General features: G+C 50.9%; 22 protein-coding genes and 1 riboswitch. Of the genes, 18 read left to right on the top strand and 4 right to left on the bottom strand.

Annotated features, from left to right (window positions below; translation table 11 throughout):
- Nucleotides 1-50: 50 nt before the first annotated feature.
- Nucleotides 51-1,157, top strand: a complete 1,107-nt coding sequence (locus tag KNQ04_RS10210) for a glycerol dehydrogenase (RefSeq protein WP_214850373.1) — start codon at nucleotides 51-53, stop codon at nucleotides 1,155-1,157.
- 46 nt (nucleotides 1,158-1,203) lie between these two features.
- Here KNQ04_RS10210 and KNQ04_RS10205 read toward each other — a convergent pair whose 3' ends face one another.
- Together KNQ04_RS10205 and KNQ04_RS10200 are read right to left on the bottom strand one after the other, a co-directional pair.
- Complete coding sequence (locus tag KNQ04_RS10205) at nucleotides 1,204-2,133, bottom strand: peptidoglycan DD-metalloendopeptidase family protein (protein WP_214850372.1); 930 nt, start codon at nucleotides 2,131-2,133, stop codon at nucleotides 1,204-1,206.
- Nucleotides 2,134-2,525: 392 nt separating this feature from the next.
- Nucleotides 2,526-3,260, bottom strand: coding sequence for a peptidoglycan DD-metalloendopeptidase family protein (locus KNQ04_RS10200; protein ID WP_214850371.1), 735 nt, complete (start codon nucleotides 3,258-3,260; stop codon nucleotides 2,526-2,528).
- 341 nt (nucleotides 3,261-3,601) lie between these two features.
- Between KNQ04_RS10200 and KNQ04_RS10195 the strand changes: the two genes are divergently transcribed.
- The 5 genes from KNQ04_RS10195 (at nucleotide 3,602) to KNQ04_RS10175 (ending at nucleotide 6,387) form a co-directional block, all read left to right on the top strand.
- Complete coding sequence (locus tag KNQ04_RS10195; protein WP_214850370.1) at nucleotides 3,602-4,057, top strand: NUDIX hydrolase; 456 nt, start codon at nucleotides 3,602-3,604, stop codon at nucleotides 4,055-4,057.
- Nucleotides 4,058-4,209: 152 nt separating this feature from the next.
- A complete protein-coding gene (locus KNQ04_RS10190; protein WP_251136997.1) occupies nucleotides 4,210-5,061 on the top strand; it encodes an SDR family oxidoreductase in 852 nt (283 codons plus the stop codon).
- Between the two features lie 12 nt (nucleotides 5,062-5,073).
- Nucleotides 5,074-5,262 (top strand): hypothetical protein, encoded by a 189-nt coding sequence (locus tag KNQ04_RS10185; RefSeq protein ID WP_214850369.1) that lies wholly within the window; start codon nucleotides 5,074-5,076, stop codon nucleotides 5,260-5,262.
- Between the two features lie 169 nt (nucleotides 5,263-5,431).
- Nucleotides 5,432-6,025, top strand: a complete 594-nt coding sequence (locus KNQ04_RS10180) for a hypothetical protein (protein WP_214850367.1) — start codon at nucleotides 5,432-5,434, stop codon at nucleotides 6,023-6,025.
- A 71-nt stretch (nucleotides 6,026-6,096) separates the two neighbouring features.
- The gene (locus KNQ04_RS10175) at nucleotides 6,097-6,387 is read left to right on the top strand and encodes a hypothetical protein (protein ID WP_214850365.1); all 291 of its coding nucleotides are present in this window, start codon (nucleotides 6,097-6,099) and stop codon (nucleotides 6,385-6,387) included.
- 49 nt (nucleotides 6,388-6,436) lie between these two features.
- Here the strand turns inward: KNQ04_RS10175 and KNQ04_RS10170 are convergent, their stop codons facing one another.
- Nucleotides 6,437-6,934, bottom strand: coding sequence for a C40 family peptidase (locus tag KNQ04_RS10170; protein ID WP_214850364.1), 498 nt, complete (start codon nucleotides 6,932-6,934; stop codon nucleotides 6,437-6,439).
- Between the two features lie 218 nt (nucleotides 6,935-7,152).
- Nucleotides 7,153-8,340 carry an MFS transporter gene (locus KNQ04_RS10165; protein ID WP_214850363.1) on the bottom strand — a complete coding sequence of 396 codons (1,188 nt, stop codon included), beginning with the start codon at nucleotides 8,338-8,340 and terminating at the stop codon, nucleotides 7,153-7,155.
- Between the two features lie 205 nt (nucleotides 8,341-8,545).
- Between KNQ04_RS10165 and KNQ04_RS10160 the strand changes: the two genes are divergently transcribed.
- The 12 genes from KNQ04_RS10160 to KNQ04_RS10105 all read left to right on the top strand — a co-directional run bounded on the left by KNQ04_RS10160 (nucleotide 8,546) and on the right by KNQ04_RS10105 (nucleotide 20,381).
- Nucleotides 8,546-8,971 carry an OsmC family protein gene (locus KNQ04_RS10160; RefSeq protein WP_029333427.1) on the top strand — a complete coding sequence of 142 codons (426 nt, stop codon included), beginning with the start codon at nucleotides 8,546-8,548 and terminating at the stop codon, nucleotides 8,969-8,971.
- Nucleotides 8,968-10,200 carry a beta-N-acetylhexosaminidase gene (gene nagZ, locus KNQ04_RS10155; protein ID WP_214850362.1) on the top strand — a complete coding sequence of 411 codons (1,233 nt, stop codon included), beginning with the start codon at nucleotides 8,968-8,970 and terminating at the stop codon, nucleotides 10,198-10,200. The genes KNQ04_RS10160 and nagZ overlap by 4 nt, the downstream gene beginning before the upstream one ends.
- Before the next feature lie 65 nt (nucleotides 10,201-10,265).
- Nucleotides 10,266-10,368, top strand: a riboswitch (TPP riboswitch).
- Nucleotides 10,369-10,457: 89 nt separating this feature from the next.
- Nucleotides 10,458-11,048 (top strand): thiamine phosphate synthase, encoded by a 591-nt coding sequence (locus KNQ04_RS10150; RefSeq protein ID WP_214850361.1) that lies wholly within the window; start codon nucleotides 10,458-10,460, stop codon nucleotides 11,046-11,048.
- On the top strand, nucleotides 11,045-12,049 hold the full coding sequence (locus KNQ04_RS10145; protein WP_214850360.1) for an NAD(P)/FAD-dependent oxidoreductase: 1,005 nt from the start codon (nucleotides 11,045-11,047) through the stop codon (nucleotides 12,047-12,049). Before KNQ04_RS10150 ends, KNQ04_RS10145 begins: the two co-directional genes overlap by 4 nt.
- On the top strand, nucleotides 12,033-12,236 hold the full coding sequence (gene thiS / locus KNQ04_RS10140) for a sulfur carrier protein ThiS (protein WP_214850359.1): 204 nt from the start codon (nucleotides 12,033-12,035) through the stop codon (nucleotides 12,234-12,236). Before KNQ04_RS10145 ends, thiS begins: the two co-directional genes overlap by 17 nt.
- A gap of 2 nt (nucleotides 12,237-12,238) precedes the next feature.
- Nucleotides 12,239-13,003, top strand: coding sequence for a thiazole synthase (locus KNQ04_RS10135; RefSeq protein ID WP_214850358.1), 765 nt, complete (start codon nucleotides 12,239-12,241; stop codon nucleotides 13,001-13,003).
- On the top strand, nucleotides 13,000-14,010 hold the full coding sequence (locus KNQ04_RS10130; RefSeq protein ID WP_214850356.1) for a ThiF family adenylyltransferase: 1,011 nt from the start codon (nucleotides 13,000-13,002) through the stop codon (nucleotides 14,008-14,010). The genes KNQ04_RS10135 and KNQ04_RS10130 overlap by 4 nt, the downstream gene beginning before the upstream one ends.
- Before the next feature lie 125 nt (nucleotides 14,011-14,135).
- Entirely contained in the window at nucleotides 14,136-14,498 is a 363-nt protein-coding gene (locus KNQ04_RS10125; protein ID WP_214850354.1) for a hypothetical protein, read from the top strand.
- A 167-nt stretch (nucleotides 14,499-14,665) separates the two neighbouring features.
- Complete coding sequence (locus KNQ04_RS10120) at nucleotides 14,666-15,787, top strand: exonuclease SbcCD subunit D (protein WP_214850352.1); 1,122 nt, start codon at nucleotides 14,666-14,668, stop codon at nucleotides 15,785-15,787.
- Entirely contained in the window at nucleotides 15,769-18,780 is a 3,012-nt protein-coding gene (locus tag KNQ04_RS10115) for an AAA family ATPase (RefSeq protein WP_214850350.1), read from the top strand. The genes KNQ04_RS10120 and KNQ04_RS10115 overlap by 19 nt, the downstream gene beginning before the upstream one ends.
- A gap of 12 nt (nucleotides 18,781-18,792) precedes the next feature.
- Nucleotides 18,793-19,584, top strand: a complete 792-nt coding sequence (locus tag KNQ04_RS10110; protein WP_214850348.1) for an AAC(3) family N-acetyltransferase — start codon at nucleotides 18,793-18,795, stop codon at nucleotides 19,582-19,584.
- 59 nt (nucleotides 19,585-19,643) lie between these two features.
- Nucleotides 19,644-20,381 (top strand): Bax inhibitor-1/YccA family protein, encoded by a 738-nt coding sequence (locus KNQ04_RS10105; protein ID WP_214850346.1) that lies wholly within the window; start codon nucleotides 19,644-19,646, stop codon nucleotides 20,379-20,381.
- The last annotated feature ends 403 nt before the right edge of the window (nucleotides 20,382-20,784 follow it).

Here is a 20,784-nt window from a genome sequence, read left to right as displayed (position 1 = left end):
TAATGTAAGTCATTGTTGATGGTCTCGTTGAAAAAGAAAGGATGTTGAACATGTCAGAACGTGTTTTCATCAGTCCGGCAAAGTACGTCCAAGGGAAAAATGTCATCGACCGGCTCGGTACATACGTGAGCCCATTCGGTGATAAAGCACTATTGATCGCAGACGATGTTGTCTTTAAAATCGTCGGGCAGCGGATTCATGACTCACTTGCAACCGAAAAGATTGGTATCGAACAAGTCGACTTTAGCGGGGAAGCGTCGCGCCATGAAGTCGAACGGATCACGAAGCAGGCGAAAGAAGCGGACGTCCGGTTTGTCGTCGGTGTCGGCGGAGGGAAGACGCTCGATACGGCGAAAGCTGTCTCGGACGAACTGACGGTGCCGGTCGTCATCGTCCCGACGATTGCTTCGACCGATGCGCCGACGAGTGCGTTATCGGTTATTTATTCTGATGCCGGGATTTTTGAGAGTTATCGCTTCTATAAGAAAAATCCCGATCTCGTCCTCGTCGATACGAAGTTGATTTCGGAAGCGCCGGCGCGGTTCTTCGCGTCCGGGATTGCCGATGCCCTGGCGACCTGGGTCGAGGTCAGAAGTGTCATCGCTTTCGGTGGGAAGACGATGGCTGGCGGCCGGCCGACGATTGCGGCGGAAGCGATCGCGAAGCGCTGTGAGGAAGTGTTGTTCGAACATGGTCGTCTCGCGTATGAGTCGGTTCAGGCGAAAGTCGTCACGCCGGCCCTTGAAGCAGTCGTCGAAGCGAATACGTTACTGAGTGGACTCGGCTTCGAAAGTGGGGGACTGGCAGCAGCGCATGCAATCCATAACGGCTTTACGGCGCTCGACGGGGACATCCATCACTTGACGCACGGGGAAAAAGTTGCGTTCGGCACGCTCGTCCAGCTCGCACTTGAGCAACACAGCCAGGAAGAAATCGAACGGTATATCGCTTTTTATATGGATCTCGGGTTACCGGTCACGCTCGAGGACGTAAAACTCAAAGACGCCTCGCGCGCCGATATCATGAAAGTCGGGGAAGCGGCGACGGCAGACGGTGAGACGATCCATGACGGATTTGACGTGACGTCGGAAGAGGTCGCTGATGCGATCATCGCGGCCGACCGTTACTCGAAAGCCTATCAAGCAAAATTAAAATGAGTCAGAAAACAAACACCCCCGACCGGATGTGGTCGGGGGTGTTGTTTTATAAGTAATCGAGTGGATTGACACTGCTCGCAGCAGATGTCGCACTGTAGACATATGTACCACGGTGAAGCTCGAAATGGAGATGGGTTCCGAAGGCATTGCCTGTCGCCCCGACCGTCCCGACTGGTTGACCTTGTGAGACCGTATCGCCGACAGAGACATTCCGGCTGTTCAGGTGGGCGTATAGACTTGTAAACGATGCGCCGTCGATTGAGTGTTTGACCATGATGTAGTTCCCGTAGGCACCGTAGTTTTTTGATGTGATGACTTTTCCGGCAGCAGTCGCATAAACCGGTGTGCCTTTTGCTGTTCCGTAGTCGATTCCGTTATGGAACGAATAGCCGTACGCACCGCTCGCAGGACCATAGCCTTGTGTGATCGGTCCGCTTGTCGGGGTGACGAAGTCTTTTGAAGCCTTGCTGGCTCCAGAGTTCGTTAACCGTAAGACGGCATATTTTTTGACGTAGTCGGCATAAACGAACCGTTTATCGCCGTTATAAATAAATTTAATCCAGTCACCTGTTTTCCCGAGATAGCGGTAGGTTTCGCCGCTGTCGATCGAACCGACTACCTGACTGGAAGTCGAGGAATTACTGCGGACACGTAAGTTATCCGCCATGACCTTGATTTTATAATAACGCGTCACAGAATATTTTTTTACATATGTAGAGGAGACATAGACTTTACTTGAACCATATAAGATTTTTGTCCAATTACCTGTCCGGCCGAGGTACTTATATGTATCGCCTTTATCGACACCGGCAACAACACCTGCTGACGTTGATGGACCGGTCCGGGCGCGTAATCCGTCTTCCATGACTTTTACTTTATAAAACGTCGTCGCGGCGTCCGCTTTCGGTACAGCATATGTCGTCGCACCTGCTAAAGCGATAGCAGATACTGTCAAAGTTGTTAATAATTTCTTCATCTATGTATGTCCCCCTTAAAAATCAATCCAATTCATCTAATTACTTGCTGGAAATAGGTTTAATTAATTTCATAAATGAGTATAGCATTACTTAAAATGTTTAAATATTACATTAACATTTCGAGATTGTTTCAATAAATTATATTTTAAGGTGCTAAAAATTAATAATGCCATTTAATGGATTTTAGTTATATATAAGGGGCTCAGCACTTCTTTGAAAAAACCATCGGCAATGGATTTATGAAAGAATGGTTTCAAAAAAAATAAGAATAAGCTGTTTCAGTTGGGAAAAATAGGTATTCACATAATCTTAACAAAGGACGGATACCCTCATATATATATTTTGAAATAAGAAAAGGCACCTGATGAAAGGTGCCTTCGTTTAGACTGACTTACAATAAGTTGAGTGGATTCACGCTGCTTGCAGCTGAATAGCTGCTGTAGACGTAGTTCCCCCGGTGAAGTTCGAAGTGGAGGTGTGATCCGAAAGCATTTCCCGTGCTTCCGACGGTTCCGATCTTCGTCCCTTTCGCAATCGTTTGACCGGCATAGACTTTTCGTGAATTGAGGTGGGCATATACACTTGTGTACGTTAAACCATGCACCTTATGTTTCATCATGATGTAGTTCCCGTATGCACCTTTGTGTTTCGATGTGATGACTTTACCTGTAGCAGTAGCGTAGACAGGTGTTCCTGTTTTAGCTCCGAAGTCGACACCGTTATGGAACGTATATCCGTAGCGGCCGCTTGCCTTACCATATCGTTGCGTCAACGTTCCGCCAGTCGGACGAATGAAGCTTGACGAATAAGATGCTTTTTTGGCTGAACTTTTCTTTGATGAAAGGCGGTACTTTTTGACGTATCCGGCATAGACATACCGCTTTTTCCCACCGTAGATGATTTTTGTCCAATTCCCTTTACGGCCGAGATATTTAAAGGTTTGGCCGGAATTGACACCACCGATGATCCGGTACTTTGTTGATGGACCTGTCCGGACACGCAGTCCGTCTGCCATGACCTTGACTTTATAAGACGTTCCGGCGGCTTCGACCTTACCTGTACCCGTAGAAGCAAATCCTGAAACGACGAGCGCGCCCATCGTCATTGTTGTCAAAATACGTTTCATGTTGTAAATCCTCCTGATGTAAAAACAAAGTGACGGTTTATGAGAGAATGACAGAGTCATCTATAGAAAGTGTTGGATTTAGAGTGGATTGAATGAGTTGATTGGTGCGTTCTTCTTTCGAACAAAATGAGTATAGCATTCACTAAATATAAAACGATATTTCAATCTCATTTCTTAAATATCCAACAATAATATATATTGTAATCTTTATCTTTGAATAATTATGTAATTCCCTTCATATCAACTTCTGTTCATGTCATCTGTTTGTCTTTTTTATTACATACGTCAATTATGGGAAATTATGATATTGTATCAAAACATAATGAAGGAGTGAAAATTATATGGATATCAACTTTAAGTTCGACAAACAGCGCTTTAACCACCGGGCGGCTGCAGTGATCGTCAAGGACGGCCATCTGTTGATTCACCGAAATATCCGGGACGCGTTTTGGGCCTTACCTGGAGGACGGATCCAACTCATGGAGAGTGGAGAAACCGCGGTCGTCCGTGAAATCAAAGAAGAGTTGGGGTTAAGCGCGCAAGCTAAACGTTTTTTGTGCGTCCACGAGAATTTCTTTACTTATGACGATGTCGCTTTTCATGAAGTTGGTTTTTATTACGAAGTCGAGGTAGTAGACGCAATCAACGTGACGACGGAAGATTTTTACGGGATTGAGGGTGAAGAACTGATTTACCGGTTCGTCCCGATCGACCAGCTGCCTTCGATCGAATTCTACCCCCTTCAGCTCAAAACGATGCTCAAGACAGGTGAGTGGGACCGGCTGATAAAAGAATGAATTCCTGAAGCCAGACGTGTAGGCGTCCCCGTTTTAATGGGGATTTTTTTGTGGAATGACGTTTATTCATACATCGCAAGGGAATGTTAACTAAGGAAGCCAAATCGTACGCAGAGGGGATGAGTGTATTGCGCGAAAAACAACTGAGGGACATGCATGAAGAAGCACGGGGGCAGACGCAAGACCAGCAACCGGGGATTGAATCGGAAATGAAGCCGGAACCGATTTATGACGATCCTGAGTATGTTGGTTCAGGGAAACTGAAAGGAAAAGTCGCGCTAATCACCGGAGGCGACAGCGGGATTGGTCGTGCCGTCGCAGTCGCTTACGCAAAAGAAGGCGCAAATGTTGCGATCGTATACTTAAATGAAGGACAGGACGCAGAAAAAACGAAACAGCTGATTGAAGGATACGGGGTTAAAGCGCTGGCATTCGCAAAAGACGTCAGTCGTCCGGAAAACGCAAAACCGATCGTCGATAAGGTGATTGAGGAATTGGGTCAACTGAATATCCTCGTCAACAACGCTGGAAAACAATTTCCGCAGGATGACTTTTTAGACATCACACCGGACCAGTTACGCGAGACGTTTGAGACGAACCTGTTCTCGATGTTTTATTTGACGCAAGCTGCCGTGCCGCATCTTAAAGAAGAAGATACGATCATCAATACGTCGTCCGTCACGGCGTACCGCGGAGCACCGACGTTGATTGATTACTCGGCGACAAAAGGCGCGATTACGACGCTGACCCGTTCACTGGCATCAAGCCTCGTTGAAAAAGGCATTCGCGTCAATGCCGTCGCACCGGGTCCGATTTGGACACCGCTGATTCCGGCGACGTTCTCTAAAGAAAAAGTTGAAGCGCACGGGGAAGATACATTACTGAAGCGTCGGGGACAACCTTCAGAAAATGCACCGGCTTACGTCTATCTCGCGTCACGTGACTCAAGTTACGTCACGGGGCAAACGATTCATGTCAATGGCGGCGACTACATCACATCATGAGGGGGCTGTTTTATGAAGAAGAATCCAAACGAAGTACCGGAACACGAACCGAATCAAGAACCGAATGAAGTGCCGGGAACACCACCGTCAGAGATTCCGGAAACACCGCAGGAAGATCCAATTCGTCAACCGGAACCGGACACGTTCCCGGAACCGACGGAAATACCGGATGCACCACAAGAAGATCCGAATCCTTATTAAAAGAATAACGGCTGAGGTCCAAGCAGCTGAGGCGATCAAAAACAGAGCTTACCACCCGACGTCGGTGGTAAGCCCTTTTTGTTTGTAGACGGAGTGATTTCTTGTAACCTTTTCTGTTTAAAAGACGTAAAGAACTGTGGACGAATTGACGGTAGGAGAGGATACACAAATGGAAATTATGACGGTTACCGCATTAAAGATTACTTATGAAGACGCAGGGTCGAATCAGGAAGTTCCGTTGGAGACGTTTTCGGAAGTGACAGGTATGGAACTAGTCAACGACTCAGCATATATTGGGACATTACATTATTATGTCACGTATTCAAACGGAATCCAGCGAAAAACATCATGGCCGAAAAATGAGTTCAGCAATGATTGGGGATACATCATCGAAAACTTTTTGCAAGGGTGGATCATGGTCTATAAGTGGGTCAACAAAAAAGAGTTCCATACCGGAATCCCGTTTAAACAGTATGAAAATTATTACGCGATGCTTGAAGATAAACATGGTCCGGAAATGGCGAACGGATTTCGTGAGATGCCGCTAGATTATATGACCGAACATTATGGGAAGCCGTTTGAGCCGATTGATGAATGTGCTGATTTTGCAGAGCAGATGGATATGTATTTTGAGCATGATCCATTGAACTCGAAGGAGCGGATGCTTGCGGAAGGACGATACTTCGATCATTTTCTTGAAGAGTGGATTGATATTCGGCAGTCAATTGCTGTCATGCAAGAACTTATCAAGAAAATCTATTAAATGATTCAACAAATCCGGAACTTTTTTTGTGAGAAAACGTAAAATAATGTAAACAAAAGGGGGAAGTTCAAATGGAAATCATTTTGGGGATCATTGCCGTCGGAGCAGCATTTTGGTTTTTCTTCAGTTACTTACTCGGCTTTAAAAAGAAAAATATCACGATGACGTTTGACGATCGTTTTTATACGCTTGATGAACATGTCAAAGCGATCGAGCAGAAATTAAAGCAGGACGGAAAACAGGTCGAGTACTTAGGAAACCGCCGTTTTTTAGTAAGCGGGAAACGTTATCTGTTCGTTGAACGGGCCGTTTCGATGTCAGGTGTTCCGATGCAACAGACGATTTTAGAGTTCGAAAAATAAGTAAAAACGCGCGGCTGACTTCATTTCAGAGTCCGCCGCGCGTTTTTTGTCATTGGTACGATTTAATGAGGATGTCCTGTTTTGTGTAATAGCTCCATGTCAGGTCCTGGGCTTCGACTTTCTTCGTCGTCACGGCAACAAATGTATTTTTACCCGTATAAATGCCGACGAAGTTCGGCGTCTTCGCTTTTTTCGCCTGGACGAACAATAAGTCACCCGGCATCGCTTTTTTCAGTTTGACGGTCTTCAATGGCATCAGTGCTTGCTTCGCAACCGTCCGCTCAAGCATCAAACCGCTTTTTTGATAGACGTATTGCGTGAAGCCTGAAGCATCAAATCCTTTTGTCGTCGTGCCGCCTTCTTTATACGGTGTCCCGATCAGTGACGTGGCGAGTTTTGCGATCGCAAGTTTCTTTTTCGCGAGTGCTTTTTCGGACAACGGTTTTTTCGTCTCGACTTTTGTTGGTGTTGCGGCAGACGCAACGACTGGACTGACGGAAGCCGTTACGAGTAAGGCCGTTAATGTGATGGCATAATACGGTTTCATGAAAAAAACTCCTTTAACTAAGTTAGGGTGAACAGCTAACTTCAGCGTATCATGTAGATTTACAGATAAAGCAACAAGTTGGCAACATTTTCCTAACAGTCTTGTAAGATTCGGGCTGAGAGGATGGCTTTTTTGACGATAAAAGGCACAAAAAAAGATTCCCTTCACATTGCGTCCGAGGAAACAAGTGAAGTGAGAATCTTTTCGTTCCGGTTCGTTTATGATACGCGTCGGTCGAGTCGGAAGCTGATTGCAGTCAATAACGCCGCGATCAAGGCGACGAGTCCGGCGACGAGCGCCGTATTCATCATCGGTCCGTTCGCATACACGAGTCCACCGAGGGCGGAGCCGAAGGCAATCCCGACGTTACTTGCGACCGGCATCAAGGACGCAGCCAGTCCTTTCGCTTCCGGGTTAAACTTTTCCGCCAAGTCAATAAGATAGATTTGTGTCGACGTCGTCAATAAAATCGACATCAGTGACATCAAGGCGATATTGATCAGGCCGAGCGTGACGGATGAAGTCGTGACATATAAGGCCGCTAAGACGATGGCTTGAACGACGAACACAAACCGTAACCGACCGATTGGATTATGACTGGCAATCTTCCCGGCCAGAATGTTACTGAAAATCGAAACGACGCCGTACGCGAGGAGAATCGGACTGATCCAGCCCCGCGGCAGCTCGAGTTCGAGTTCGAGAATCGGCACGAGGTACGTGTAGACGACATAGGTCGCACCAAAGCCGAACGACGGGATGAAAAAAGCAATCATGATACGTGGGTTCGCGAGCAGGCGTAGTTGATCCTTAACGGAACTTGACGCCGTCGCCTGTTGCCGTGGGACGACTTTTAAGACGGCGAGAAAAGCAATCAGCCCGAGACCGGTCGTCAGCCAAAACGTCGCTTCAAAACCGGCGTGTTGCCCGATGAACGTGCCGATCGGGACGCCGAAGACATTCGCGAGCGTGAAGCCGCCGAAGATGAACGACACGGCGACACCGCGTTTCGCAATCGGGACACTGTCACTCGCGACGACCATCGCAAGCGAAATCAGGACACCGGTCAGGACGGCCGTGACGATCCGTGTGGCGAGCAGAAGCGAGTAGGTGTCGGCGATGCTGCTGCAAAAGTTCAAGACGACCCAGACGAAGATCAGGCTGAGCATCAATTTGCGACGCTCGAACCGACCCGTGACCGACATCGTGACCGGTGTCCCGATCGCGAAGGCAATCGCAAAGGCGGAGACGAGTGTCCCGGCTTTCGCAATCGTAATCCCGAGTGCCGAAGCGATTTCTGATAAAATCCCGACGATGACGAATTCGCTTGTGCCTAAGACGAACGTCAGCAGGGAGAGGGTGGCGATTAAAAGCCAGTCCGTTTTACTTAAACGGGTAGTAGATGACATATCAATTCCTCAATTCTAGCGCCAAGCGGCGCGAAACTATCGTTTTTCAGAATAGCATGATTCGCGTGTCAGGTGAACGGGAATCGGTTGTCGAAGGAAAAGAAGCATTATTTTGAATAGCATGTCAATTTTCTTCAGGCAAGACTACGCTATAATGAAGGAGAGCGAATCGCACCGAACTAAAAATCGAAAGGTAGTGAGGGAAATGCAAGCGACGATTACATGGAATCACAAGATGGGCTTTAGTGGCATGACGGAGTCCGGACATCAACTGGCAATGGATGCAGCACCTGAAAATAACGGGGAGAACGGTGCCCCGCGACCAACTGAATTGTTGTTGCACGCGGTCGCCGGCTGTACGGGGATGGACATCGTCTCAATCTTAGAGAAAATGCGCTTGCCGTTAACATCGTTTGAGATGGACATCGAAGGCGAGCGGGCGACGGAACACCCACGCCGCTTCACGACGATTTCGATTCATTACCGTCTTGAAGGCGACTTGCCGGACGATAAAGTCCGTCGCGCCGTCTCCTTATCAAAAGACAAATACTGCTCCGTCTCGAAATCACTCAATGCTGAAATCGAAGTCTACTATTCAATCAATGGCGTCAGAAACGAGGAACCGCTTTGAAACCGATTTACCTGCTGTTAGCGGCTAGCTTTTTGACGGCATGCGCGAGTGAACCAGTAACAGAACCGAAGCCGAAACCGAAACCGGAGACGAGCCAGCAACAGCCGGCCGCTGACGAACCGACAGCTGCTGAACAGGCGGAGCAAGAGATTAAACGTCAGCTCGAAAAACTCTCGACTGCTGAAAAAGTCGATCAATTGTTATACATCGGCATCGGCGGGACGAAGTTATCGGACGCGGACCGTCGTCTGTTGAACAGTCACGCAATGGGCGGCGTCCTGTTACTTGGCGGGAATATCACGTCAGACGCCCAACTAAAAACCTTGACGGCAGCAATCAGGGGCGCACAAGACGACGAAGCGCTCGCGTTCCTCGGCTTCGATGAAGAAGGAGGGCGGGTCAGTCGTGTCCCGGATCAAGCACTCCATTTACCAGCGAGTCTGACGCTCGGTCAGAAGGATGATCCGGCATTGATGCAAGAGACCGGACAGGCGCTCGGCGCGATTTCACGGTTTTATGGATTCAATATGGATTTTGCCCCGGTTCTTGATGTCAACAGCAATCCGGCGAACCCGATCATCGGTGACCGGGCACTCAGCGCTGAACCGGATGACGTCGCGCGACTCGGTGTTCCCTTAATGGAAGGAATCAAGTCGGAAGATGTCGTTCCTGTCGTCAAACATTTTCCCGGACACGGTGATACGACCGTCGATTCGCATGTCGGCTTGCCGACCGTGACGAAGACGAAAGCGCAACTCGAACAACTTGAACTCGTCCCGTTCAAGGCGGCAATCGATGCCGGTGCGGAGATGGTGATGGTCGCACACATTTTATTCCCGGCACTCGACGCAAACAATCCGTCGTCGTTATCGGAACCGGTCATGCAGCAACTGTTGCGTGACGAGTTGAAGTTTGATGGCGTCATCGTGACGGACGACCTCGTGATGGGGGCGATCACGAAACAATATGGTCTCGCACAAGCTGCGCGCCTCTCCCTCGAGCGTGGTGCCGACATGGCGATGTTCTCGCAAGCCGGTGCTTACGCGGATGTCCATGCGGCAATCATGGCGAGTATCAAGGACAAGACGTTATCTCGGTCTGATCTCGACGCCAAGGTGACACGTGTCTTACGTCTGAAACAAACGTATGATTTAGCGGACACGAAGCCGAATGCAACACGTGAACAATTGACGGAACAGGTCAAAACGATCACGGATGCGCTGAACTGACAAGTCGGACTAGAAACAAACGGGTGGTCATGGTAGACTACGAATGAACCAACCAATACTAAATAGTTCTACACTAGGGGAGTCTCGCAGCAGACTGAGACGGAAGTATCCGGACCCTTTGAACCTGATCTAGTTCGTACTAGCGGAGGGAAGTGGCTTCTGATTATCATCCTGTCTCGGGTCTTGCCTAGACATTTTTCGGACCACTCCATCATGTTCATGGGGTGGTCCTTTTTGTGTAGCAAGGAGGGGAAACGATGCAGCCGAAGTTACATATCGTGACGACCGGGACAAAGGAGCTGACACAACTTCAATATGTCTTGCCGGCTGTTTCACCGTACGCCGACAAGATTCATATTCGGGAACCGGACTGGTCGGCGGACCGACTCGTCCAACTGATCGAGACGCTCGTCGATGACGGTGTTCCACGTGAAAAACTGATTGTCCATGACCGGCTCGATGTCGCACTCGTGACGAAGACGAGTGTTCAGTTGACGTCGCGTAGTATTCCCGTCGCCGTCGTGCGCCGTCAATTCGGCGAACTACAGATTGGTCGCTCAATCCATTCTTTGACGGAAGCACTTGAGCCGGGCAGCGACTTCGTCATGTACGGCCATGTCTTCAGGACGGCGTCAAAACAAGATGTCGCTCCGCGCGGACTTGCGGCACTCGCGCAAATCGTCACGTTTTCAAAAGTCCCCGTCATCGCAATCGGCGGGGTTCAGCCGGATAATGTTGCGGGTGTCCTTGCGACCGGCGTTGCCGGCATCGCGGTTATGTCGGGGATTCTCGGTCAGGAAAATCCGCTCGAAGCGGTCAAGGCTTACCGGGAGGTGCTTAATCAATGAAAGCAACAGAGACGCTAATCATCGGTGGTGGCGTGATTGGTTTGTCAATCGCCTACGAATTGCTCAAACGAGGACAGCCGGTACATGTGCTTGAGCAAAATCGTTCCGGTGAAGGAGCGACGCGGGCGGCAGCCGGCATGCTTGCGACGGACCATGAACTGATCCCTGATCTACATCAACTGGCAGCAGCGAGTCGACAGCTATATCCCCACCTCGTCCGGGAGTTGTTTAATGAAACCGGCATCGACAGCGGTTATAAGGAAAATCCGTTTCGGATGAAGACGGCGGACCGTGACGTCACGTTCGCCTCCGTCGGTCAACTCGATCCCGTCCAATTGACCCGTTCATTGCGGCAGGCAATCGTCACACGTGGTGGTCAGATTGAAGAACAGACGACGGTGACGGGACTACTTCAGTCGCAGGCGACGGTCAGCGGTGTCGAGACGACGAGAGGAAAACGACAAGCACGTCATGTCGTCATCGCGAGCGGTCGCGGTTCGGAAGCGCTCCTTGCGACGAGCGGGGTCTGCATCAGAACGGTACCAGTCAAAGGAGAGTGCCTCGCCGTCCGTCTACCGGGGCATGTCTTGACGGAGACATTGTTTAGCGATGATGTCTATCTCGTCCCGAAGTTTGACGGACGGATCATCATCGGGGCGACGGAACGACCGGGTGACGAGACGACGACGGTCAGCGTCGGTGGAATCGCACAGCTCTTACAGTCAGCGATTCGGCTGTTCCCGGCAATCGAAGAAGCGGAAATCGTCCAGATTTGGTCCGGTATCCGTCCCCAGACAGCAGATGGATTACCTTACATTGGACCGGTTTCGGGAATCGAGCGACTTTTCGTCGCGACGGGACATCATCGGCATGGCATCTTACTCGCCCCGGTCACGGCGGCGCTCATTGCCGATTACGTGACGGGCAGTGTGTCAACTGTTGAATCGGGAGCTGTTGCATTAACTGAATCGAGGAGGAACAAACATGGAGCTCACCATTAATGGACAAGCATACAGCATCGATCCGTCGATCACGACGCTTGACGGATTGATCAAGCATCTGAATCTGTCAGAAAAACTGGTCATCATTGAACAGAATCGGCAGATTATCGAACGGACGGCTTATCAGGACACACCCATTCAAATCGGCGATTCATTTGAAATCGTCCACTTCGTAGGAGGCGGTTAATCATGTTGACGATTGGTCAAACGACAGTTCAGTCGCGGTTATTACTCGGAACGGGTAAATATCCCGACGTGACGACACAGCAACAAGCAGTAAAGGCATCGGGTGCAGACATTCTGACCTTTTCCGTACGCCGGATGGATATCTTCGAAGCGAGTCAACCGAACTTCTTAGAAGCGCTCGACTTGAGTCAGTATCATTTATTACCGAACACGGCCGGTGCGAAGACAGCGGAAGAAGCGGTCCGATTGGCGAAACTTGCCCGCGCGTCCGGTCTGTGCGATATGGTCAAGGTCGAAGTCATCGGCTGTGATAAAACGCTGTTACCGGACCCGATCGAAACACTGCGGGCCGCGGAAGAATTATTAAAAGAAGGATTCACCGTCCTACCGTACACGTCGGACGATCTGCTGTTGGCACGAAGACTGGAAGAACTCGGATGTCACGCCATCATGCCCGCCGCGTCACCGATCGGATCCGGACAAGGGATTCTCAATCCACTGGCCTTAAGCTTCATCATCGAACAGATGACGGTCCCGGTCATCGTCGATGCAGGCATCGGGTCACCGACTGATGTCGCCTACGCGATGGAGCTCGGTGCAGACGCCGTCTTACTTAATTCGGCGGTCGCCCACGCGAACGACCCGGTCAAAATGGCGCGAGCGATGAAGCTAGCCGTCGAAGCGGGACGGCTTGGGTTCGAAGCGGGACGGATCGAAAAGAAACGCTACGCGACGGCGAGCAGTCCCGAGACAGGGATGAGCCGATGACGGATCGTTATTCACGGCAAACCCGATTTCGTCCGATTGGTCAGGCGGGACAGGATGAGCTGACAAAAAAACATGTTCTCATCATCGGCATGGGCGCACTCGGAACGGCAAGCGCCGAGCAACTCGTCCGTGCCGGGGTCGGCAAGCTGACGATCGTCGACCGTGATTACGTCGAGTGGAGTAATCTCCAACGCCAGCATCTTTATACGGAGGACGATGCCGCGCAACATGTTCCGAAAGCGATCGCTGCGAAACGGCGTTTGACTGCAATCAATCGGGAAGTCGAAATCGAAGCTCATGTCACCGATGTCACACGTTACGAGCTACCGGAATTGATTTCTGGTGTCGATTTAATCCTTGACGCGACCGATCACTTCGATATCCGGATGTTGATCAATGACGCAGCGGCGCAACACAAGATTCCGTGGATTTACGGCGGCTGTGTCGGAAGTTACGGGATGACGTTTACGATTCGACCGAACGAGACGCCGTGCCTCCATTGTCTGCTCGAACATTTACCACGCGGGCAAGCGACGTGCGAGACGGCGGGGGTGATTGGGCCGGCGATTCAACTCGTCGCCGCCTATCAAGTCGCGGAAGCCTTCAAGCTGCTAATCGGGGCAACGGACGCGTTACGGTGTCAATTGCTGGCGTTCGATGTATGGACGAACGAGCAGAGCCGGATCGATGTCGCCTCCTTAAGAAAAGCGTCATGTCCGTCGTGCGGAACAGACCGGACGTATCCGTATTTGACGAATCAACCCGTTCAGTTCACGACGTTATGCGGACGTGACGCCGTCCAGGTCCGTGGGGATGGGGCACGTGATTTAGCGCACCTTGAGCAGAATCTGAGTCCGGTTGTGACGCTTGTCGCAAAAAATGATTATTTACTCAGTTTTAAGACAGAGACGCACCGCTTCGTCGCCTTTCGTGACGGACGGGTCCTAATTCACGGGGAACAGGACCTTATCCGGGCGAAACAGCTCTACCATGCCTATTTCGGCTGAACAGTCACAAAAATATCAAACTAATATTCAATATGTATGTTTTGAATGTTTGAAAAAGAGGTAAATAAGACTTCAGACGTAAAGTGTCGTTTTAGGTAGACTGAAAGCGAAGAGGAGTGATTAGGATGAAACAAGAATTCGATAAAGTGGTCCAATCATCGAACCAGACGAAGCGGACAGAACAGACAACTGAACCGGTTCAACAAGCGAACTGGAATCCAGATCGGTACCGGACGAACTTAAATCCGTTCTATCTGTCACCTTGTAGCGTCGAGCGACGAGCAGATGTTGAAAAACATGTCGATCACTTGATCGAAGTCGAACCGGACACGTCCCCTTTAGCCCAAATTTTCGAACAAACAAAAACAGCCCATATATCTAGTAAACATCGTAAAGCAAAATTTACAACAGGGATTGTTGTTGGTGCCATCATTGGTGGATCGGTCTCAATCATCACCTCTGTGAAGCAGATGCGACAAAAGCATTGATGAAATGAATTAGACAGTAAGATCCGGTCAAGTCCGGTCTTACTGTCTTTTTTATTGACCGGACACCCGTTTCGGGACAGGGCGTTTTGCTCGGATGAGAGTCGTCATTTCCGATTAAGACGTGCTAAACTAGACTTAATATATTAGTAAAGTGAGGGTGAAGAAACATGAAATGGATTCATACAGCGGATTGGCATTTAGGCAAAATCGTCCACGGCGAATCGATGATTGACAATCAACGGGCCGCGCTCGAAGCATTTTTAGCATTACTCGACCGGGAACGCCCGGATGCGGTTGTCATCGCGGGCGACTTATATGACCGCGCCGTCCCGCCGACTGAGGCGGTCGAGTTACTCGACGCGACACTCGCCGACATCGTCCTTGACCGCGGGATTCCGGTCATCGCGATCAGTGGCAACCACGATTCGGCGGAACGGCTAAGTTTCGCAACAACACTTCTCGAACGGTCGGGTCTTCACCTCGCCGGTAAACTGACACCGGTGATTGAACCGATTGAGATTAAAGGCGTCCGCTTTTACCCGGTCCCGTTCGCAGACCCGGCAATCGTCCGTTACGTCTATCAGGATGACACGATCCGTAACCATGACGAGGCGATGCGAAAAATCATTAGCGGCTTGACGATTACGGGACCAAGCGTCCTCGTCGGTCATGCCTTCGTCATCGGTGGACTTGAGACCGACTCGGAGCGTCAATTGTCGGTCGGGACGGCGGGGCAAATCAGTGCCAGTACGTTTGCACCGTTCACTTACACGGCGCTCGGTCACCTACATAATCCGCTCGCGATCCGGTCAGAAACGATGCGTTACAGTGGATCACTCTTGAAGTATTCGTTTTCGGAGGCGAATCATGTCAAAGGCGTCGATATCTTGACCCTCAATGAAGCAGGAACATTTGACCGCCGCTTTGAACCGCTCGCCCCGAAACGCGATTTACGGGAGTTGACGGGAACGCTCGCCGAGCTGATGGATCCGACGTTCGTTGCGACACAGACGACGGACGACTACATCAAAATCAACTTGACGGATGCGGAAGCCTTGATCGATCCGATGGGTAAGCTGAAGAAAATCTATCCGAACATTTTACATCTTGAGCGGACCGGTTTTACCCGCGAAAGCACACGCTCCGTCCAAGCATCACGCGACCAGGTCAAGACGGCGACGTTGACCGATTTATTCAGTGAATTTTATGAAGCAGTCCGGGAAAAACGACCGACGGATGCGATGCAGACCGTCTTAGAGGAGGAAGCGACATGCGGCCAGAACGATTGACCTTACGGGCGTTCGGCCCGTTCGCAGAAGAACAGACGATTGACTTCACGGCACTCGCCGGACGGACGATGTTCGTCATCTCCGGTAATACGGGAGCCGGCAAAACGACGATTTTTGATGCCTTGACGTTTGCCCTCTACGGGGAGACGTCTGGCGGCGAACGGGAGATGACGGATTTACGGAGTCATTTCGCGCGACCGGACGTCAAAACAGAAGTCGAACTGGAATTTTTACTGAAAGGCGAACGTTATCGTGTGATTCGCCAACCGAGCCAACCGCATCCCGTCAATAAAACGGACTATGCGCATGAAGCGGAACTGGCACGGTTCGACGGGACGGCGTGGCAACCGCTCGCCATCAAAATTCCGGAAGTCAAGCAACGGGTTCAAAGTCTGTTGCAGCTCGACCATAAACAGTTTTCGCAAATTTTATTGTTGCCGCAAAATAAATTCCGGGAGCTGTTGATGGCGGAGTCAAAAGACAAACTGCAAATCCTGAAGCAACTGTTCAAGACCGAACAATATGGAGAGTTCCAGCAACGCTTGCACCGGAAAGCACTCGATCTTGCTGCCGCCATCAAGGAGACGAAAACAAAGCAACTCGCAAAACTTGAGGAGTTGCCGCTGGAAGTCGATTGGGTCAATCAAAATGAGACGACGATCCGGCAAGTGACGGATGAATTGTTGGCGTCGTTAGATGAAACGATCGGTGCCGCAAAAACAGTCGAACAGCAGGCACGTCAAGACGTCAATCAGGTCAGCGAACGCTTCCGCCAGGCGGAACAACTCGAACACGCCTTCGTCGAATATGAACGGTTGGCACGACTCGATCAAGAACTTGCCGTGATGTTACCCGACATCACGCGACAAGCGGACCGCTATGAGGCAGCGACGCGTGCAGCAGCCATCACGGGCCTATACGACGCCTACTTGTCAGAGCAACAGACGGTCGTCCGCCTCGAGACGGCGCAAGGGCAATTGACGACAGAACTGACGACGTTACGAGGGCGGCTGGATCAAATCACAGGTCAAGCGGAACGGTTAGCAAGCCGTGAACAAGAAATCCGGGACGGTGCACGACGGATCGATCAAATCGAGGCGGAGCTGAAACAACTGCGCGAACAGGAACAACTGCAGCAAAAACAAAAAAGTTTGGCGGGGGATGTCGCACGGTTGAACCCACAAGCGTTGCTGACGGAGCGAGATACAAAACGCGCAGAACGGACCCGCATCCAAGCGGAACTCGCGACGCTTGCTGACGTCTCGAATACGCAGCTGTCGTTACAAGAACGCCGCTTCAGTCTCCAGACTGTCGAACAAAAACATCTTGAGTGGCAACAGAGTGAAACGGAGCGGAAAAACTTGATTGAACGCGGAACCCGTGTCCGCAAAGAAAAAGAAGAGGCGGAAGCTGCCTATGCGGAAGGGCGAAACAAAGAACGGATGCAACTGGCGTCCGAGCTCGCTGAACACCTGCACGACGGGGAAGCATGTCCAGTTTGTGGGAGCCTTACGCACCCGAAACCTGCGACGGCGACGAAACTCGATGATGTCGAAGCATTGCACCAAAGTTACTTAAAAGCCCAGACGGCGCACCAGGAGTTACAGGCGACGTACCGGACAATCGTCGAACGTGAGCGACAACTCGAGCATGCGATCACGACACTCGGACAAGAACAGGCACTACCGACGGAACTCGATGCGATTCGCGCAGAAATCAGCCGCCTTGTCGCGGCGGAAGCCGAACAAAAGCAACAACAAGACAAAAAACGTCAGCTCGAACAACGCTTGCGGACGCTCGAAACAGAACTCGAGACACTGACGAGTCAAATCGATCAGCAGCTCGCTGCGCAAGGGAAACTGGAACTTGAGCTTGCACGACTCGAGGCGTTACTGACGAAAGCAGGCGAGCCGTCGGCGTCGAAAACAGTTCTCGAACAGGAACAACAGACATTGCAGGCGAACCAAACACAGTATGAAGCCGAACGGACAACGGTCGACCAACAAAAAGACCAGCTCAACCGGGAAGTCGCAGAACGACAAGGACGGCTTGAACACATCAACGAAGAGGCGGCGACGCATGCGGCAGCGCGGACTCAAGCGAAAGCCGACTTTGAACGGGCCTTGACGGAAGAGCGGTTTGAGACGTCCGAACAGTTCGAGCAGGCACGATTGTCCCGGCACGAGATGCAACAACTCGCAACGGTGCTTGAAGCGGATCGTGTCAAGCGTCAAGAAGTCGCGACAGGACTCGAGCGCTTGAAGCAACAAATCAATGCCGGGGCGCGTCCGGATCTCGCGCATTTACGGACACTCGTCGAAACAGCGGAAGGACGAGTGGCGGAAGCGACAGATCAACGTGTCGGTGCCGAGAAGGAACACATCCATGTCAAACAATTGATTGATGCCTGGGCGATGCTGCAACAAACGATTGAAGCCGAGGACGCACGGTACGGAATCATCGGGGAGCTGGCACGCGTCGGCGTCGGTGAAAATGCGCAACGGATGACGTTCGAGACCTACGTCCAGACGGCGTACTTCGATGAGATTCTTCAGGCGGCAAACCGTCACTTGAAAGAGATGACGTCAGGTCGCTTCCAGCTCGAACGGAAAACGGAAGCCGGGAAAGGCTTGAAGAAGTATGGACTCGACCTGAATGTCTTTGACGCCTATACGTCACAAACACGACATGTCAAAACATTGTCCGGTGGCGAAAGCTTCAAAGCGTCGCTTGCGCTCGCCCTTGGTCTGTCGGAAGTCGTCCAAGAAGCGAGTGGTGGCGTTTCCCTTGAAACGATGTTCATCGATGAAGGATTTGGAACACTCGACCCCGAGTCGCTCGAACAAGCAATCGAGACGTTACTGTCGATTCAAGCGAGTGGACGGATGGTCGGGATCATCAGCCACGTCCAGGAACTGAAGTCACGGGTTGATGCCAAAATCGAAGTCACGCAAGGAAAAACAGGCTCAACGATACAGCTTGTCGTTGAATAAGGAGTGAGACAGATGGAAGTCAATCAAATGGTCACGAAGTCAGAGTTAATCCGCGACCTGAAACAGCTCGGGGTCAAACCGGGGATGAAAGTATTCGTTCACAGTGCGATGAAACAAATCGGCTGGGTTCCGGGTGGGGCGCAAACGGTCATCGAAGCCGTCCAGGAAGTCGTCACACCGGCTGGCTTGATCATGATGGCGACACAAAGCACCGATAACTCGGACCCGAAAAATTGGAGCCGTCCTGCGGTACCAGAGGAATGGTGGGAGACGGTCCGTCAAGAAATGCCAGCGTATGATAAACGGAAGACACCAACCCGCAGCGTCGGCAAGGTGCCGGAGTTGTTCCGGACGTTTCCGGATGTCGAGCGCAGTGACCACCCGATGTGGTCGGTCGCAGCCTGGGGCAAAGATGCGGCAGAGTTCGTGGCGGACCATACGCTCGAGAATGGGTTCGGACCCGGCTCACCGATTGAACGGTTCATTGAGGCGGGCGGCCAGATTCTGCATCTCGGCTCACCATGGGATGCGACGACTGTCTGGCATTATGCCGAGTACGGGATTGATCGTCCGGACATTGAGAGCGGTTGTAAAATCAAGCAAGGCGATGACGAAGTATTTGTTCACTATTGGCACCGCTTGATTGATAGTGACCCATTTGGTCCGATCGGCGAAGGGTTCACGGACGAACCGTTCGTCACGAGCGGAAAGGTTGGGGGTGCGACGTCACACCTCGTTTCTGCCAAAGAATCGATTCCTGTCGTCATGTTCCAGCTCAATGCCTTAAATAACTGGTTAAGTTGAAACTTTTTCGGGAACGATTCGTAATAAGACAAAGATAAATTAAAGGGAGTGAACGCACGATGGCAACACGATTTAAAGTAAACCCAGCCCTGCGCCGTGGTTTTGAAGCGGCACGCGCTGGTGAACGACCGATGACGAAAGCAGGGACGATGAGTAAGATTTTCCTGTTGCTCGCCCTCGTCACGGCAGCAGCCGGAGGAACGTGGTTCTTTTTAGCCGCGAATCCACAATTTTTATTCCCAGCCTTGATTGGCGGGGTAGTCCTCGGCTTGATTTTTGCACTGATCATCACCTTTAAACCTCAAACAGCACCTGTCCTGTCGCCCGTCTATGCGCTTGTCGAAGGGGTTGCGGTCGGAGCGATTTCCTTGATGTTCGAAAGCATGTACCCGGGGTTAGTCGGAAAAGCCGTCGTTGCGACGTTCGTCGTGTCGTTCGCGATGTGGTTCGTCTATACGACCGGGATGATTAAAGTGACGCAACGGTTCCGTTCGGCTGTCACGGCAGCGATTCTGTCGATTCTCGTCTTATACGGCGTCAACTTGTTGCTCGCCTTGTTCGGTGTCGACCTACCGTTCATGACAGGCAGCTCGCCACTCGCGATCGGGATTCAGTTCGTCATCGTCATCGTCGCCTCGCTGTCACTCGTGATGGACTTCGATTTCATCTCGCGCCAAGTCGAGGCACGGGCACCGAAGTCGATGGAATGGGTCGCCGCATTCGGTTTAATCGTGACGATTATCTGGCTTTACATCGAGTTGCTTGATTTGTTGTATCGTTTAGCCGCTCGTGACTAAATTCTGTTTAACGCATCGTTTCCGTTTTGACGGGGACGGTGTTTTTTTTGATAAAGTGTTGCTGGGCAAATGCTTTTTTCTTCCCGTGCTTTCCTCGGGCGAGGCGCAAGCCGGCAGGGTTGTTTCATAAATTATCCCCAGATAAATCCTTGAAACGGATGTTTCCGCCATCCTCGCTTTCCATGGGCGGAAGGTAAGCCGCGGCATCCCGCATTTCATGCTCGTATGCCGGGTCTTACCTATTCCTGACAGAAGCGCGAAGCGCGCTTCTTTTTCCCATAGGAGTCGAGGATGGACGTTTCCATCCCGCTTCAATCGAATGGCCGATGAGCTCACTTTTCACGAGAAGCAAAACGAGCTGCTTTGAATCTTGTTAGGGAATAAGACAATCGCAATTACAAGT

Origin of the sequence: Exiguobacterium sp. s193, from assembly GCF_018618755.1 — a bacterium.
Classification (GTDB): domain Bacteria; phylum Bacillota; class Bacilli; order Exiguobacteriales; family Exiguobacteriaceae; genus Exiguobacterium_A.
The sequence above is the reverse complement of the archived record's forward strand: the minus strand, read 5'-3'. Positions and strand labels throughout refer to the sequence as shown.

Coding starts and splice junctions, on each gene's coding strand:
- KNQ04_RS10210 (WP_214850373.1), top strand. CDS start 51: ATGTCAGAACGTGTTTTCATCAGTCCGGCAAAGTACGTCCAAGGGAAA.
- KNQ04_RS10205 (WP_214850372.1), bottom strand. CDS start 2,133: ATGAAGAAATTATTAACAACTTTGACAGTATCTGCTATCGCTTTAGCA.
- KNQ04_RS10200 (WP_214850371.1), bottom strand. CDS start 3,260: ATGAAACGTATTTTGACAACAATGACGATGGGCGCGCTCGTCGTTTCA.
- KNQ04_RS10195 (WP_214850370.1), top strand. CDS start 3,602: ATGGATATCAACTTTAAGTTCGACAAACAGCGCTTTAACCACCGGGCG.
- KNQ04_RS10190 (WP_251136997.1), top strand. CDS start 4,210: ATGCATGAAGAAGCACGGGGGCAGACGCAAGACCAGCAACCGGGGATT.
- KNQ04_RS10185 (WP_214850369.1), top strand. CDS start 5,074: ATGAAGAAGAATCCAAACGAAGTACCGGAACACGAACCGAATCAAGAA.
- KNQ04_RS10180 (WP_214850367.1), top strand. CDS start 5,432: ATGGAAATTATGACGGTTACCGCATTAAAGATTACTTATGAAGACGCA.
- KNQ04_RS10175 (WP_214850365.1), top strand. CDS start 6,097: ATGGAAATCATTTTGGGGATCATTGCCGTCGGAGCAGCATTTTGGTTT.
- KNQ04_RS10170 (WP_214850364.1), bottom strand. CDS start 6,934: ATGAAACCGTATTATGCCATCACATTAACGGCCTTACTCGTAACGGCT.
- KNQ04_RS10165 (WP_214850363.1), bottom strand. CDS start 8,340: ATGTCATCTACTACCCGTTTAAGTAAAACGGACTGGCTTTTAATCGCC.
- KNQ04_RS10160 (WP_029333427.1), top strand. CDS start 8,546: ATGCAAGCGACGATTACATGGAATCACAAGATGGGCTTTAGTGGCATG.
- KNQ04_RS10150 (WP_214850361.1), top strand. CDS start 10,458: ATGCAGCCGAAGTTACATATCGTGACGACCGGGACAAAGGAGCTGACA.
- KNQ04_RS10145 (WP_214850360.1), top strand. CDS start 11,045: ATGAAAGCAACAGAGACGCTAATCATCGGTGGTGGCGTGATTGGTTTG.
- thiS (WP_214850359.1), top strand. CDS start 12,033: ATGGAGCTCACCATTAATGGACAAGCATACAGCATCGATCCGTCGATC.
- KNQ04_RS10135 (WP_214850358.1), top strand. CDS start 12,239: ATGTTGACGATTGGTCAAACGACAGTTCAGTCGCGGTTATTACTCGGA.
- KNQ04_RS10130 (WP_214850356.1), top strand. CDS start 13,000: ATGACGGATCGTTATTCACGGCAAACCCGATTTCGTCCGATTGGTCAG.
- KNQ04_RS10125 (WP_214850354.1), top strand. CDS start 14,136: ATGAAACAAGAATTCGATAAAGTGGTCCAATCATCGAACCAGACGAAG.
- KNQ04_RS10120 (WP_214850352.1), top strand. CDS start 14,666: ATGAAATGGATTCATACAGCGGATTGGCATTTAGGCAAAATCGTCCAC.
- KNQ04_RS10115 (WP_214850350.1), top strand. CDS start 15,769: ATGCGGCCAGAACGATTGACCTTACGGGCGTTCGGCCCGTTCGCAGAA.
- KNQ04_RS10110 (WP_214850348.1), top strand. CDS start 18,793: ATGGAAGTCAATCAAATGGTCACGAAGTCAGAGTTAATCCGCGACCTG.
- KNQ04_RS10105 (WP_214850346.1), top strand. CDS start 19,644: ATGGCAACACGATTTAAAGTAAACCCAGCCCTGCGCCGTGGTTTTGAA.